Source organism: Pedobacter sp. GSP4 (genome assembly GCF_051857575.1).
GTDB lineage: Bacteria > Bacteroidota > Bacteroidia > Sphingobacteriales > Sphingobacteriaceae > Pedobacter.
In genome coordinates this window covers 210,294-224,607 of sequence record NZ_JBPZIR010000009.1, presented here as the reverse complement: position 1 = coordinate 224,607, position 14,314 = coordinate 210,294, and the positions used below count along the sequence as shown (strand labels likewise).

Genomic DNA, 14,314 nt, shown 5'->3' with positions numbered 1-14,314 from the left:
TACTAATTATAGCTTTGCCAAGCGGAATTACGGGTTTCCCTCCGAGGCACAGATAAACAAGAAGAAACTTAAAATGGTCGACGGTTTGTAACAGCTGTCCATTGTTAAATAAACCCGACCGGCAGCGTTATCCCGATTTAAGTGTTATCTGTTTAATCGGTTTTTGATCGGGATTAAGCAAAGGGCGGGACTATCGGAACCGATGTACTACAGGCATTGCTTTTCAAAAAAAAAAATAGCTATTAAAGTATTGATTAACTTAGTAATCTAGAGTCAGATGGGAACATCTGACACCACAATTATAGTGATCAATTTTACCTTGTAGATTTCTCCATTCCGCTGCGCTTCAGTCGAAATGACGGAGCTGCGGTATCAGACCAGGTTCTTCAGCCCATCAAAAATGCTTTCGAAAAAGGTAGAGATGTTTAGTCCGTTACTGTGGTTGAAATAAACAAATACCAAAAATACGATGACTACAAATATGATAAGTTTGCGGAAAGCGAAGGCGATAATAACCAGCACAATCGGTATAATGAAAAGCCAAAGGCTGTTGATTGCGTAGGGGCTTAAATCGCTGTCTTTTTTATATACGTAAACCAGTTTGCTGTGTGTGCCGTTATCGTTCTGGTGTTTTATGTAAACAAAAGTAGATTTATCGATCGGCAGGGGCAGAACGGCAATACCATCGTTAAATTTTAAGATCTGGGTAAAACCACTTACGCTAAAAGTGTAGGTTCCGTTGATGTTTTCGTTGGGTACGTTTAGCGAATCGGCAGCAATAATGGCCAGTTTGTTGTTTTTGAGCAGGTTTTCTTTAACCAAGAAATTGTTGATCGCTGCGGTTTGTGCAGTGCCGGCAAAACCAATTAAACACAAGGCAAAAAATAGTAAGATCCGTTTCATTCGATAGAACGTTTATTGTAAATTAAATAACCGATATGCAATAATACACCATTTCTTTTAACTGCATCATTATATAAATTATAACTTAAACTTACCGGGCCAAGCGGCGAGTGGTAAACCAAGCCAGCGGTGCCGGCATAACGGATTTTCGTAATGGCCTTTGCATAATCAACCTGCTGAAAATTGTTAAGCTCAAATTCTTTATGCGGTAAAAATAAATAACCTTCCAGTCTAAAATCAAGATTTTTCCTGAAATTATAAATATTTTTTATTCCGCCCGCGGCATAAGTGGTTGCGCGGAACTTATCTAAAAAGAGTGACCGGCTGTCCTGCAAAGGATAAAATGCCGGGGCAACCAAAAGGGTAGAATAATAATTGCTAAACAGCGGCTGGTTAGAAATTACACCTTCGATGATATAGCCGAGTGTGTATTTTTTAATATGTAGGAAATAGTTTTCCTGGGTAAGTTTAATGCTTCCCCAATGGTGTAGCTGGCTACTGCCTGGAATTTTGACAAAGCCAGGTGTATTTCGGAAAATATTGCCCGGGTTATAGTTTTCGCGGCCTGTGGTATAGTTAAAGCTTAAAGAGAAACTTTGTCCGTTGGTGGCGTACTGTTTCCGGTTGAGCGAGTTTTTTTCTAGGTTAAGCGAGCCCCTAAAGCCATTAAATATAGTCTGGTCCAATACATCGCCAAGGGCAAAGGTATTGTTGGGGCTATAGCGGTCGTTGTTGTTGATAAAGGTAGAATGCAGAACGATTTTGGTATTGTAATTTAAGGGCATTCCTATCATCAGGTCGATTTTACGGTCTGACTGTTCTATGTAAATGGGGCGGGGGTTTTCGATGAAAATCTGGCTGGTATTGTAAAAGTTCCAGTGGTTATAGGTTAATTCGGCACCTAAAAAGAGGGGCAGTTTAGTTGGGTAATCAACCCGGCCGTTAACCTGGATAGATTCATAAAAGCGGCCCGAGTAAAAACTGGTGCCAAAAGTGTACGATTTACGGTTAAGGTAATTATACTCTACACCAAGAAAAACATTGCTGATGGGCCTGGTAGATATATTGCCGCCCAGTTCGAGCTTAAAACTTTTTTTCGGCTGTGCCACAACTTCAAAAGTATAGCTATCGGTAGCGGGTTGATAAGAAATTTTTGGGTACACGGTTTCAAAAGTCTGATCGGCAACCAATTTGTAATAACCTCTTTTAATGTCTTTTAAGTCAAAGGTAGATTTGTCGCTTTTAAAAAGCCTTTCTACGTATTTCTTCTGTTGAATGTTAACGCCCGAAACAATGATATTGCTAAACTTTAAATCTGGCTTTTGGGTATTGAATTTTTCCCTCCGCCTGGCCAGTTCCCGATCATCAACCCTTCTACTGATCAAGGCCTTGATGCGTGGCATATCGGCTATGGTAGCATCGTAACCTTTTTTGATCAACTCTTGTACAGGCGCGAAATTGGTTACACTGTAGTTCGCTAAATTGGGCTGGATGTAAACACCATTTTTACCGATCATGGTCGAATCGGATTTAGAAAGAAACATGTAAACCAAAAACCGGTTCATTAAACGGTCGTCGATGTTTTTTGGGTATTCGTTATAGGTTTTAGATGAAACATTTGCACCGATCACATAATCGGGTTTAAAATCCCTTTCCATTACATCTGCGGGAAAGTTGTTGTATAAACCGCCATCAAAAACATATTTTCCATCTAATTTTATCGGACGGTAAATAATAGGTACCGTCATGGTGGCCCTCACGGCTTCGGCCAAACTCCCTTTGCTTACCGTAATGCTTTTTTGCGAAAGTACATCGGCAACCATGCAACGGTAGGGTACAAAAAGATTGTCGAAATTATCTTTAGAAACTGCCGAAGCCTGCGAAAATAGCTCTAAAAAGGCAAAGTTAAGGGGGATGTCGTTAATAAGATTGGAGCGGAAACTGAAATGGAAACCGGTATCTATGGCCACTTTTGCGGTAAGCATGGATGCATTTGGGGCTCTTTTTTGGAAATAGTAAGTGTAATCGCTGGTATAACGCCCGTTTACCCAGTTCTGGAAGTCGTTGCTTAGGGCTATTTTCTCAATTTCTGCCGGACTATAACCAGAGGCATACATAGCACCCACTATGCCGCCCATTGAGGTTCCGGTAATGTAATCGATTGGGATGTGGTTTTCTTCAAGCGCCTTCAAGGTGCCAATATGAGCCAATCCTTTGGCACCGCCACCACTAAAAACAAGACCCACCTTTTGCGCTTGCAATTGGTTACAGCACACAACGAAGAGTATCAGCAAAAATCTTTTAAAAGCTACCACTCCCCTAAAATAAGGTTTTCTTTTAAAATTAATTCAATATGAGGATGTTGTATGTTAAAAATGATGCAAAACTTACCCAAAGGATGTAGGGGATGAAAATTAGCCCCGCCCATTTGTTTATCCGATAAAATATTGTAGCGTTTATGATGATCACGATAAGCAAGAGGATGATTTCTGCCATTGCAAAACCAATTTCGTGCAGGTAGAAGAAAATGAACGACCAGGCCAAATTCAGGATCAGCTGGATGAGGTAAATGGCTACGGTACGGGGGAAATGCACAATTTTATCGCGCCTGATCCACACCAGGTATGCGGCAATGCCGATTAGCACATAAAGTGTAGTCCAAACGGGGGCAAAGAGCCAATTTGGAGGATTAAATGAGGGCTTATTGAGCGTTGGATACCAAGTTTTAACAGATTGTGCCGTTGCCAATCCACCCAAAGCGCCAATACTGAGTGTAATGGCTATATTGATAATAAATGCTACCGGTTTAAATTTCATGCTGTAAATTTGAGTTTAAACAACTATAAAACCTAAAAGTTTTACCTTCCAATTCCCGGAACAATGGGTAAACTTTCATTGTCATCATTACCAACACTTTGTACTGCAAATAAATAATTGTCTTTGCTGTAAGGTAATTTCAGTTCGGTAGCTGTAGTGAAAAATTTCTTTTCCCAAACCGGGCTGCTGGTTTCGCGCATTAACACATAATAGCCTTTCACTGTACCGTTGGCAGGTGCTTTCCAGTAAAGATAGGTGGCATTGCTCAGGTTTTTTACATCTACCGTTATCGCTGTTGGTGCAGCAGGTGCTTTTGCCAGATTGGCCAGCACAGCAATATTTACACCTGTATTCTTACGCAGGTATTCAAAATCCATAAATTCCTGCAGGTCGCCATATTTCACCCCTTTTTCTGTGCGGAGATCTTGGTGCTGGTGGTCAAAGTTTTCATTCATTTCGGTAATGCGCACTGCCGTAAAACCGTTCTCTACAAATGGGGTATGGTCGCCACCGCGCAGAAAGCGGTCGTTCCTGTAAATCAGTTTCACTTCCAGCTGATCTACGTAACGTTCGCCAATTTCTTTTACATAGCGCGCCAATTGACGGCTTTTTCCATCATTTTCTAAACCAAACTGGCGGATGTTCTTCACATTTTTATCCAGTTCATAACTTGGTAAACCTTCGCTAAATACGCGCAGCCTGGTATTATCTATAATCTGTGTTTCGCTGCTGTTGTTGCTGCCTATCATGTCGTTGTTCAGCATGGCATCCACATTCCAGTTTTCTTTCTTCGCTTTTGCAGCCATAAATCCCGAGCCAAGTAACGATTGTTCTTCGCCGCTTACGGCTACAAAAATAATTGTGGCCGAAAACTTATACTGGCTCATAATCCTGGCCGCTTCAATTACGCCTGCTACACCACTGCCATCGTCGTTGGCGCCGGGGGCATCGCTGGTTCTGTTCATTACATCGGTAACACGGCTATCCAAGTGGCCACTTACTACATATACGCGTTTATCGTTTATGTCGGTACCTTTAAGTACGGCAATGGCGTTACCCAAAAGAGTTGGCTGATCTACCCTTTTGCCATCTGGTTTGAAGGTTGTGGTATCTAAATAGGCGGTAAGCTGGCCGTTGCTCTGTTTGGCAAACTGGTTAAATTTGCCCACTACCCAATTTCTGGCTGCTCCAATTCCTTTTGTTTTGCTTTTTATATCGCTTAATGTATTTCTGGTGCCAAATGATACCATTTTTGAGATATATGATTTTAAGGAATCCTGATTTACCGTTTTAACCATTTTATCAATATCGGGATTGCGGTTAACCAGGGTTTGTGCCCGTACGGATACTGTTAATCCTATAAGCAATAATACTGCGTAGCCTTTTTTCATCTCAAAACATTTTGTTAGCTAATATATCGATTGAAACCTTAAGAAACGGCAGGTAAATAAGGTTTTACGTAACATTTTGCACATAAAAAAGCCCCTTGATTTTGTTCAAGAGGCAGTTCTTATTGTATTTAGACGACTTATTTTGCTAATGTTGTGTTTGCATGTTGTTTTTCCCAGTTACCGAAAGCTTTCTTTACTGCAGCTTTTGCCGAGTTAAGTTCAACATTACCGGCAACGGTTAAAAAGGTTTTTTCAGGAGAGATCTGGTTGTAAAAGCTTTGTACATCAGCAAGTGTTAATTCGCCGATTGATTTTTCGTTAACGCTTTGATCGTAATCGTAATCCTGAAGTTTTAAACTGGTAATCAGTTTAGCTTTAGCGGTATTGAAAGTTTTTTGATCTAATGTGGCATGTTGGATCAATGCTGCCATTTTAGTTAAATCTTGATCTAGATCAGCGTTGGCTGTAGCCAGTTTGCCACTGTTGTCTTTAAAATTGATATTCGAGTTTTTAGCAACGCTTTCGTTCAATACAGCGTTCAACAATTCGGCCACCCCGTCTTTTTTATCCGCAAAAGCACTATTATCTAATGTAAAGCTCGAGTAAGCTTTAGGCGATAAGCTGTTTTCCGAAATAATGATGTTCATTCCGTTTTTAAGTTTATAGCTAACAGGTTCTTTAAAAGTTTGTGCATTAGCGGTATAAACGCCTAAAATGCTTAAGGTAAAAAGTGCGATGGTTTTAATTTTGTTCATTTTATTTTTTTATGATTAATTTTTGATTTTAAGTCTGCAAATGTACGTTTGCGCTACTATTTAAACTATTTGTATCCGTTGTAAAGGCTAAAATCCTAGACGAATGGGGGTATATACGGGATGAAATTATAAATGGTTTTCAGAAAATGTAAGATTTGTTCATTTTATTCATTCAGCTGTTCACGCCGTAATTTGAGGCCATATATGCTTAGTTTTAAGTGTAGATGCTAAACCGGATATAAGTGGTATATGAACTGTTTAATTGTAGATGACCATGCTATAGCCCGTAGCATTATAAGGCACCTTTTAAAGATTGAAAAATCGGTAAATGTGGTTGCCGAATGCGAGAATGCAGAAGAGGTGTACAAAAATATGGCCATCCATAAGATAGATCTGTTACTCCTCGATATTCAAATGCCCGAAACATCTGGGATAGATTTGGTAAAGAGCCTGGGCAGCAACAGGCCTCTTATTATTTTCATCAGTTCGCACAAAGACCATGCGGCTACCGCTTTTGATCTGAACGTAGTTGATTTTATAACCAAGCCCTTAATGCCCGAAAGGTTTTTGCAGGCCATAACCAAAGCCAAAGAGATTTATAAAGCCAAAAATATCATTGTTGCTTCCAATAGAGACGAGTTTATATTTATCCGCGATTCTGGAGTTATCAGGCGTTTAAATTTGGCTGATATCAATTACCTCGAAGCGAAAGGCGATTATGTGAAGATTTATCTATTTGACAAGAGTTACTCCATTTATGCTTCCCTGAAATCTGTTGAAGATAAACTTCCAAGCAATACTTTTATCCGTATTCACAGGTCGTTTATTATTAATGTTGGTAAAATAGATACCATTGAAGGCAATACACTGATTATCAATAAAAGCTTTGTTCCGATTTCGGATGCCTATAAAAACGTACTGAACAAAAGAATGCAAATATTATAATAGACCATAAATGATGGCCAATAGAGAAGAGGGTAAAATTTTGAGTACAGCTTTTGATGTTTTAGTGGTTGACGACCATAAGATAGACCGCCAGATCCTTTCCAACTACCTGAAAGAATATGATGTATGTTTCCTCGTTGCCGAGAATGGAGCAGAAGCTATAAAATGTTTGAAAAAAAAAGTATTCAAGCTGGTTATACTCGATGTTGAAATGCCTGAAATGGATGGCTATACGCTTACAGAAGTAATCAGGAAGGAATTGCTGATCAATATACCCATTGTTGCGGTTACGGATAGCCCAATTGAAGTGGTAAAAGCAAAATGTTTTGAAATCGGTATGAATGCGTGCTTTAGCAAGCCAATTTCAAAAATTGAGCTGGTGGGCATGCTTACCATGTTTTTACCAAATGAGCTATTTTCTGTTAAAGGCATGGAAACAGAAAGCAGGAGGGATGATTATGAAGTAATAGATTTATCTTATTTAAGAACAATTAGCCTGGGCGATGCGGGATATGAACGCGAAATAGCCGGTAAGTTTGTAGAAATGATTGCCCTGGAGATAGAACAGTTAAATACGGCTTTGAAAAACCAGCAGATAGAGAATTTGAAAAGTGAAGCACATAAATTGCGCTCCACCATTATGGTTATGGGCCTTGAAACAAAACTATCAGAGCACCTTAAGGCTATTGAATATGAAAACCTATCACTTGAACAGTTAAAAAACAAAGTAAAAATGATCAGTGCCATTTGCAAAAAAGCAAAAGAGGAGGCACTGAAATTTTTGTCCAATTAGCATTACGAAGCGTAAAGATGGCTGGCTGCCGATTTATGCTTGGTATCACCAATAAAATCTTTGATTTCGCGGATCGTTTCTTCTGGTTCGCTAATGTGCGGAAAATGTCCGGTAGCTTTCATTACCACCAAAAAATTTTCCGGTGTGTTTTTATGGATAAATTCGCCTGCCGAGAGGGGAGCCATGATATCGCTGGAACTTTGTAAGGTTAGGCTCGGTATTTCGATGTTTTTCAACCTTTCGCGGCAATCTGTTTTAAAAGTGGCCATGGCAAAGGCCAGTGCCACGCTTGGCTCTGTTGATTCGAAACATTCCTGTAAAAAATCTGCAAGCTCGGGTTTTGAAGGGCTATCCATCACCAACGGCGACATTACCTTACTCCAGCCAACATAATCTTCGGCAATATGTTCATATATCGTTTCTATATCTGCTGCTTCAAAGCCACCAATATAATCCCTGTCGTTCAGGTACTTAGGAGATGGTCCGATAAAGATTAATTTTTTAAAAGCTTCAGGCATCTGTAAAGCCGCTATCATGCCAATCATACTGCTTACCGAGTGGCCAACAAAAATAACATCCTTTAAATCCAGCGCTTCAATAATATCAATTACATCGCAGGCATAACCCTCAATCGTCGAATATTTTTGTTTATCGTATTGGCTCATATCCGATCGGCCAGAACCAACGTAATCGAACAATATTACCTTGTAATCTTCCAGGAAAGCATCAGTTACAAATTTCCATGAACTTTGCGCACAGCCAAAGCCGTGGGCGAAAATAATTACCTGACTGCCCTCGCCAAGTATTTTTACGTTATTTCTGATTAATATAGGGTGCAAAATAGTTTGGTTTTTTTAATGTTTTATTAAGATAAACAATGTTATCTGAACTTTCCAAAAAAAAGAAATAATGAACAATATGTAACGATAATGCATGAACAGGCCATATTCTATTTCTAATTATTATCTTGTCTTACTAAAACGATTAACCAAATATGAAGAATACTATTTTTACATTGCTTATTATCTGTTTTTCAGTTATTTATGCTTGTGGACAGGTAAATTTTAAATCATTCAAAAATAACGGGGCTACCTTTACTTCCAATAAAAATGAACTGGTTTTAACCTGGCCGGTTGGGAAAGGGGATGTAGGAAAAATGGTTTTAAACCTCGATAATGCCAAAGCTTTGTTCAGTAGTTTGCAGTTGGGTAAAAAAGGCGCTTTGAAAGAAATTGCGGCTAATCTGGATCCTGCATTTATATTGAGGGTAGGCAAACGTACGCTAAGCCCTTCGAGCGGCGGCTGGGATGTGTTTTTTGACCGCGTACCTACACGACCATATACTACCAACGCTGTAAAATTTGAAAAGGGAGCAGCCAGCGTCAGCACTCAGGGTAGCCAAACCATAATTAAAATAGCGGGCCTAAGTGCCGAAACTTTTAGAGGTGCTTTAGAAATTACGTTATATAACGGGAGTCCGTTGTTTAATGTAGCCGCCGTAGTTTCTACTGCAAAAGATTCAACAGCAATTTTGTACGATGCTGGTCTGGTTAATAAAAAAGACATGTGGGCTAATATCGCGTGGTCGGATGTGAAAGGACAGCTTCAGGCTGAGAAAGCCGTTGAAACAGATGCGGCTAAAAACTTAGAAGTAAAATACCGTACGGTAATCGGAGAAAATAAGGCTGGTAGTTTGGCTTTGTTTCCGGCTCCGCACCAATATTTTTATCCCCTGGATGAAGCCTTCAATCTTAAATTTACCTGGAAGGGCAGTAATTATTTAAATCTGATTCCAGGTTTTGGTATTGGTATCCGTCAGGATCCTTTGGGGGATAAGCGTTATGTGCCCTGGTTTAATGCGCCACCAAATACACAACAGCGCCTTAATTTTTTCTGTTTATTGAGCACTGGCAAAGCAGGTGCGGTTTTGGATGAAGTTAAAAAGTTTACACATAACGATTCGTATGTACCCTTGGCGGGATATAAAACTATGGCCAGTCATTTTCACAATGAATTTATTTCGGATGTGGTGCTGAGCGGGAAACCTGTACCAGAAAAACCTGAGTTTGTTGATGTACTTAAAAAAGCAGGCTTAAATATTGTTAAACTGGCCGAGTTTCATGGTCCGGGGCACCCAAAAGGCCCAGATTCTGTCCGTTTGAAAGAACTCGATGCGCTGTTTAAACAAACCAAAAGATTATCTGACCCAAATTTTTTACTGTTACCTGGCGAAGAAGCCAATAATTTTTATGGTGGCCACTGGTTGGCCTTTTTCCCGAAACCGGTTTATTGGATCATGTCGAGGAAAAGCGATAAACCTTTCGAGAGCAACGATCCAACCTATGGAAAAGTTTACCGGATTAATGATAAAGCCGAAATGCTGAAACTGCTGGAACAGGAAAAGGGTTTAGCCTGGACGGCGCATGCCAGAACGAAAGCATCAACAGGTTATCCGGATAAATATAAGGATGAAGATTTTTTTAAGTCAGAAACCTTTTTGGGCGCTGCATGGAAAGCTATTCCGGCCGATTTATCATTGCCTACACTAAGTAAAAGGGTATTGAATTTAATGGATGATATGGCCAACTGGGGATTGAAAAAACACGTTATTTCTGAAGCGGATATCTTTACCATTACGGAGCAGAACGAAATGTATGCGCATTTAAACGTAAATTATTTGCAGTTGGATAAGGTGCCGAATTATGCCGATGGATGGCAGCCGGTATTGGATGTGATGCGACAGGGGAAGTTTTTTGTTTCTTCGGGAGAAGTATTAATCCCGGCATTCAACATTAATGGGAAGGGTGCGGGAGAAATCTTGAAAACTGACGCTACCGGTAAAGCCAGCGTTAATATGCAGTTGAAATGGACTTTTCCTTTAAGCTTTGTAGAGATTGTATCGGGCGATGGGCAAAAGGTTTACCGTAACCGGATCAATTTAAATACTACGCAGGCATTTGGTCAAAAAGATTTCAAATGGCCGGTTAACTTAAAAGGCCGTAAATGGGTAAGGGTAGAAGCCTGGGATATTGCAACAAACGGAGCTTTTACACAGATGGTGTGGTTGGAGTAACAATTATTATCGTCCCGATTTGCAATCGGGATGTATGAGCATGGCGATTTTATCGCCGGTTGATGATCTAATTTGCATTAGAAATGCACTTCTCGTTAATGTCATTTATATTGATTTTTTTTGCCGACCTCCATGGACTTGCCTCAGCTCGGTAGATGATCAATTGTGCATTACAAATGCACTTCTCATTAATCCTCGTTACAAACGAGGACTAGGTTGTGGTAATTGATTAAATATTTTAGAAAGGATACACAGATAGGAAAAATACTAGATCTATCTGTGTTTATCTGTGTGCATCCGTGGCAAAGAAAAATAAAGATTCTTCATTACATTCAGAATGACAGCAAGAATTACTACACCGCATCAATCTTAAACTTCCTGATGGCGAGGTAGAAGAAAGTAATTGAATATAAACCGGCCAATAAACCTGCACAAACCGCAGATGGGGTTATGCCAAAATCGTGGTTTGGAGGAAATGAAAAATGCAGGGTAAGCATAAGCGCAAAAACAACGGCAATACTACAGAGGCCATTAAGGCCTGCCTTCTTCAGGATGAACGGATAGCCCGTTATTTTTTCGTCCACTTTATAATGAATGGCTTCCGAATGCTGTAATTCCTTTATCTTCTTCAAAATATCGAGGGTAATCATAAAAGGAAGCAGCAATGACATGGGCAGTAAGAACCGGGCTAAATTTTGCTCGCCACTAAATAAATGTACCGAATTTTGTGTTTTAAAGACAAAATAAGGCACAACAGTATTGAGCACCATATTGGGAATAAGGTGTATTAACAGGTTTTTGCGCACAAATTTGTGCCAGTTTGATACCTTGGCTTGCGCCTCTAATTCTACATCACACATTTGCCAATTCCTTTATATTTTCGCTAATCATTTTCATCGCCTGATCTTTTACCTGCCAGGCATCAAATTCCCTTAAAAAAGACTCGTTAGACATAAACGAGAAATCCATTTCACCATTAAATGTGCTCAGTACCAAGGTGTTTGCGTTGCGCCAGGGAAAAGCAACCGTAGGGCTGTAAATGGTAGCAATGCTAAAGTTTTTATAGTTTTTAGTAATGTTTATAAGCCCCATATTGCTTAGGGTAATATCATGCGTGCCTTTGGTTGTTTTCAAAAAGCCAATCATTTTATTTACCGATGAATGAAAATATTCGCTCATGTTTAAAAGATCGTGAACTTTCATTTCTGCAATCTTAGCTTCCAGATCGTTTTTTAACTTGCGCGCTTTGGTCCAAAAGGTATTTTCCTGCTGATCGAGCTTTAATTCTACAATCGGGGCAAAGGCAAACATGGTATCTTCCTTTATGGGTGCTACAAAGCGCCTGATATCAACCGGACAAATTACCTTGCCATGCGCTTTATCTTGCTGTAACTGTTTAAAGGCTTCCATAAAAGCTACACAGATTGCAGCATGCACCGAGGTTTTTTCAGCTTTACATTTCAGCAACAGGTTTTGGGTGTCTGAAGCATTTATTTTCCAGCTAATGGCATAGTTAAGCCGGTCGCTATTGTTGTAAGAAGTAGATTTAAAGAAGAAAAACAAGCGGCCCAGGGCTGCAAAAATTTTTCCTTTAAAGTGGCTTGTCTTGCTGGTATTAAAATCATCGGGAAGCAGTTCTTTAACTGAGGTAAAAGATTGGTAGGGAACCAGATCTTGTTCAGGGTTATCAATCAATGTCATTAACTCGCGCATTAAATTTAAAATGGTGGTTCCATCGCAAATACAATGTGGGAGTACCAATAATAGATCTGATTCGGTTTCGCCCTGTAGCCAAACCACCCTCGCCAAAGGTTCGTTAATGGAATTAAAGAGTTTATACCATTCTACTTTCGATTGCTGTAGCCAATCCTGATCTGATGAACGCACCGAAACCCTCACCGGGATTTTACCTATGTTTTCGTTTAATACAAAATAGGGCTCCTTGCCACTATTATCGATATTCATGCGCAGCAAGGGATGTTTTTGCTGGATTTTATAAAGTGCCTGATGCAGGTCTTCTTCGCCGATTTTGCCGGTAATTTTAGCTCCAAAAACACAGTTTAAAGGTGTCTTGGCATCAACGTGCATAATTCTTTCACCTAAAATTAATCTTCTTTTCATGCGCTTGCGCTTAAAATTTCAATGGGTTGTACAATCTGGCTTTTAAGGATGGATATTAACTGCTGTTTAATGGCTTCGGCTTCTACAAAAGGCACATAACCTTCGCTGGCCACAAAAGTAAAGTCCATCTGGTTGCGGTAGGTAGAAACAATCATGGTTGTGGTGTTGCCCAAAGGACCCATTACCGAAGGACTGTATATACTTTCTACTTCAAAATGCTGGTATTGGTGAGGGATGTCGATTTTTCCCAGGTTAGAAAACATGCAATCGTTACTCGATTTACCGTATTTTAAGAAATTGGTGAAGTTCTTAAGCGCCGGGTGACAGGCTTCCATCATCATCATCAAGCTGTATGGATTGAGTTTGGCCGATTTATCGTTCACCTCTTTTTGCAGCGTCTTCACATTTTCGAGAAAGTCTTTTTCGGGCAACAGGGAAAGCACGATCATTAAACCAAAGGCAAAAATATGGTCTTTTTTAATGATCGGATTAAAGTTTCTGATATCAACCGGAAGCGATATTTTATTGAATGCTTTTTCTTTTCTTACCGTTTTAAAGGCGGTTAAAACGGCAGCACTAAGCAGCGTGTTAACGGTAAACTGATTGGTTTTGCAGAACGTGATAATGGCTGCGGTAAATTCCTGATCAAACCGCCAGCGGATCATAAAATCTTTTTTACGTTCGACGGCTACTTTTTTAATCGGGATCATCCAAAGGGCAAGTGTGGCAATTTTACCGATCAGGCCGTTTTTGATGCGGTTGCGGTAACTGTTCAATACCCTTGCCGGTATTACATCTTTTACGCCCATAATGGGGATTTCCTTCCCAATATCGGTATCGGGATCATCCAAAAGCTGAAGCAACTCGGTTAAAATAGAAAGCGCTGCGGTACCATCGCAAAGGCAATGGTGGTACACCATCAGGATTTCTGAAACATGATCCCCTTTAATCCAGGTAATGCGGCAAAGCGGTGCGGCTGAGGCATCGAAAACTGTTTTCCACTCCGCCGTAGATTCCTGTTCCCAATGTTCATCACTTAAACGCTCTATAATGCGTACCGGAATTTTAAAAACCTCGGTAAGATTGGTTACAAACCAGGGCTTTTTATCTTCATCAAAACGTATGGCTGCAGTTAACCAGGGATGCTTTTTCTGGATTTTGAACAAGGCAAACCTTAAATCGTCTTCCTTTATTTCTCCTATGATTTTAAAAGGAAGTACAATGTTAAACGGGCTTTTGCCGTCTCCGTATAACATCCTTTCGCCAAATAGCAGTTTTCTTTTCATTTAGTTAGTGTTGTATTAGGTTCGTCATCCTTTTTTATGTGTTTCGTCATCCTGAATTTATTTCAGGATCTTTCCTGTAAGATAGACCCTGAAACAAGTTCAGGGTGACGGTCGCGGGGAGGACGATTACATCCAGGGTTGTCAACTTTTTTAATCGTCTCGTCATGCTGATCCGATAGCTATCGGATTTATTTCAGCATCTTTCTTACGAGATAGACCCTGATCCCGAT

12 protein-coding genes are annotated in these 14,314 nt (G+C 40.0%); 3 read left to right on the top strand and 9 right to left on the bottom strand.

Translation table 11 applies throughout. The annotated features are described in order from the left end of the window. Positions 1-372: 372 nt before the first annotated feature. The 5 genes from ACS5PU_RS20470 to ACS5PU_RS20450 all read right to left on the bottom strand — a co-directional run bounded on the left by ACS5PU_RS20470 (position 373) and on the right by ACS5PU_RS20450 (position 5,866). Positions 373-903, bottom strand: coding sequence for a hypothetical protein (locus ACS5PU_RS20470; RefSeq protein ID WP_439461027.1), 531 nt, complete (start codon positions 901-903; stop codon positions 373-375). Further along, on the bottom strand, positions 900-3,164 hold the full coding sequence (locus ACS5PU_RS20465; RefSeq protein WP_439461026.1) for a patatin-like phospholipase family protein: 2,265 nt from the start codon (positions 3,162-3,164) through the stop codon (positions 900-902). Before ACS5PU_RS20465 ends, ACS5PU_RS20470 begins: the two co-directional genes overlap by 4 nt. 82 nt (positions 3,165-3,246) lie before the next feature. Then, a complete protein-coding gene (locus ACS5PU_RS20460; protein WP_439461025.1) occupies positions 3,247-3,720 on the bottom strand; it encodes a TspO/MBR family protein in 474 nt (157 codons plus the stop codon). A 41-nt stretch (positions 3,721-3,761) separates the two neighbouring features. Then, entirely contained in the window at positions 3,762-5,111 is a 1,350-nt protein-coding gene (locus ACS5PU_RS20455; protein ID WP_439461024.1) for a M28 family metallopeptidase, read from the bottom strand. 137 nt (positions 5,112-5,248) lie between these two features. Further along, positions 5,249-5,866 carry a hypothetical protein gene (locus ACS5PU_RS20450; RefSeq protein WP_439461023.1) on the bottom strand — a complete coding sequence of 206 codons (618 nt, stop codon included), beginning with the start codon at positions 5,864-5,866 and terminating at the stop codon, positions 5,249-5,251. A 249-nt stretch (positions 5,867-6,115) separates the two neighbouring features. On the opposite strand from ACS5PU_RS20450, the gene ACS5PU_RS20445 reads away from it, so the two are divergent. Continuing rightward, on the top strand, positions 6,116-6,811 hold the full coding sequence (locus tag ACS5PU_RS20445) for a LytR/AlgR family response regulator transcription factor (protein WP_439461022.1): 696 nt from the start codon (positions 6,116-6,118) through the stop codon (positions 6,809-6,811). Between the two features lie 10 nt (positions 6,812-6,821). Next, entirely contained in the window at positions 6,822-7,604 is a 783-nt protein-coding gene (locus ACS5PU_RS20440) for a response regulator (RefSeq protein WP_439461021.1), read from the top strand. A 2-nt stretch (positions 7,605-7,606) separates the two neighbouring features. Here the strand turns inward: ACS5PU_RS20440 and ACS5PU_RS20435 are convergent, their stop codons facing one another. Next, positions 7,607-8,443 (bottom strand): alpha/beta fold hydrolase, encoded by an 837-nt coding sequence (locus ACS5PU_RS20435; protein WP_439461020.1) that lies wholly within the window; start codon positions 8,441-8,443, stop codon positions 7,607-7,609. A 155-nt stretch (positions 8,444-8,598) separates the two neighbouring features. Between ACS5PU_RS20435 and ACS5PU_RS20430 the strand changes: the two genes are divergently transcribed. Next, positions 8,599-10,677 carry a hypothetical protein gene (locus tag ACS5PU_RS20430; protein WP_439461019.1) on the top strand — a complete coding sequence of 693 codons (2,079 nt, stop codon included), beginning with the start codon at positions 8,599-8,601 and terminating at the stop codon, positions 10,675-10,677. 353 nt (positions 10,678-11,030) lie between these two features. Here ACS5PU_RS20430 and ACS5PU_RS20425 read toward each other — a convergent pair whose 3' ends face one another. The 3 genes from ACS5PU_RS20425 to ACS5PU_RS20415 are packed head-to-tail and all read right to left on the bottom strand — an operon-like array spanning position 11,031 to position 14,084. Continuing rightward, positions 11,031-11,537 carry a hypothetical protein gene (locus tag ACS5PU_RS20425; RefSeq protein ID WP_439461018.1) on the bottom strand — a complete coding sequence of 169 codons (507 nt, stop codon included), beginning with the start codon at positions 11,535-11,537 and terminating at the stop codon, positions 11,031-11,033. After that, on the bottom strand, positions 11,530-12,798 hold the full coding sequence (locus ACS5PU_RS20420) for a hypothetical protein (RefSeq protein WP_439461017.1): 1,269 nt from the start codon (positions 12,796-12,798) through the stop codon (positions 11,530-11,532). Before ACS5PU_RS20420 ends, ACS5PU_RS20425 begins: the two co-directional genes overlap by 8 nt. Next, the gene (locus ACS5PU_RS20415) at positions 12,795-14,084 is read right to left on the bottom strand and encodes a condensation domain-containing protein (RefSeq protein WP_439461016.1); all 1,290 of its coding nucleotides are present in this window, start codon (positions 14,082-14,084) and stop codon (positions 12,795-12,797) included. Before ACS5PU_RS20415 ends, ACS5PU_RS20420 begins: the two co-directional genes overlap by 4 nt. Between the last annotated feature and the right edge of the window lie 230 nt (positions 14,085-14,314).

Coding starts and splice junctions, on each gene's coding strand:
- ACS5PU_RS20460 (WP_439461025.1), bottom strand. CDS start 3,720: ATGAAATTTAAACCGGTAGCATTTATTATCAATATAGCCATTACACTC.
- ACS5PU_RS20470 (WP_439461027.1), bottom strand. CDS start 903: ATGAAACGGATCTTACTATTTTTTGCCTTGTGTTTAATTGGTTTTGCC.
- ACS5PU_RS20450 (WP_439461023.1), bottom strand. CDS start 5,866: ATGAACAAAATTAAAACCATCGCACTTTTTACCTTAAGCATTTTAGGC.
- ACS5PU_RS20430 (WP_439461019.1), top strand. CDS start 8,599: ATGAAGAATACTATTTTTACATTGCTTATTATCTGTTTTTCAGTTATT.
- ACS5PU_RS20425 (WP_439461018.1), bottom strand. CDS start 11,537: ATGTGTGATGTAGAATTAGAGGCGCAAGCCAAGGTATCAAACTGGCAC.
- ACS5PU_RS20455 (WP_439461024.1), bottom strand. CDS start 5,111: ATGAAAAAAGGCTACGCAGTATTATTGCTTATAGGATTAACAGTATCC.
- ACS5PU_RS20440 (WP_439461021.1), top strand. CDS start 6,822: ATGATGGCCAATAGAGAAGAGGGTAAAATTTTGAGTACAGCTTTTGAT.
- ACS5PU_RS20445 (WP_439461022.1), top strand. CDS start 6,116: ATGAACTGTTTAATTGTAGATGACCATGCTATAGCCCGTAGCATTATA.
- ACS5PU_RS20415 (WP_439461016.1), bottom strand. CDS start 14,084: ATGAAAAGAAAACTGCTATTTGGCGAAAGGATGTTATACGGAGACGGC.
- ACS5PU_RS20420 (WP_439461017.1), bottom strand. CDS start 12,798: ATGAAAAGAAGATTAATTTTAGGTGAAAGAATTATGCACGTTGATGCC.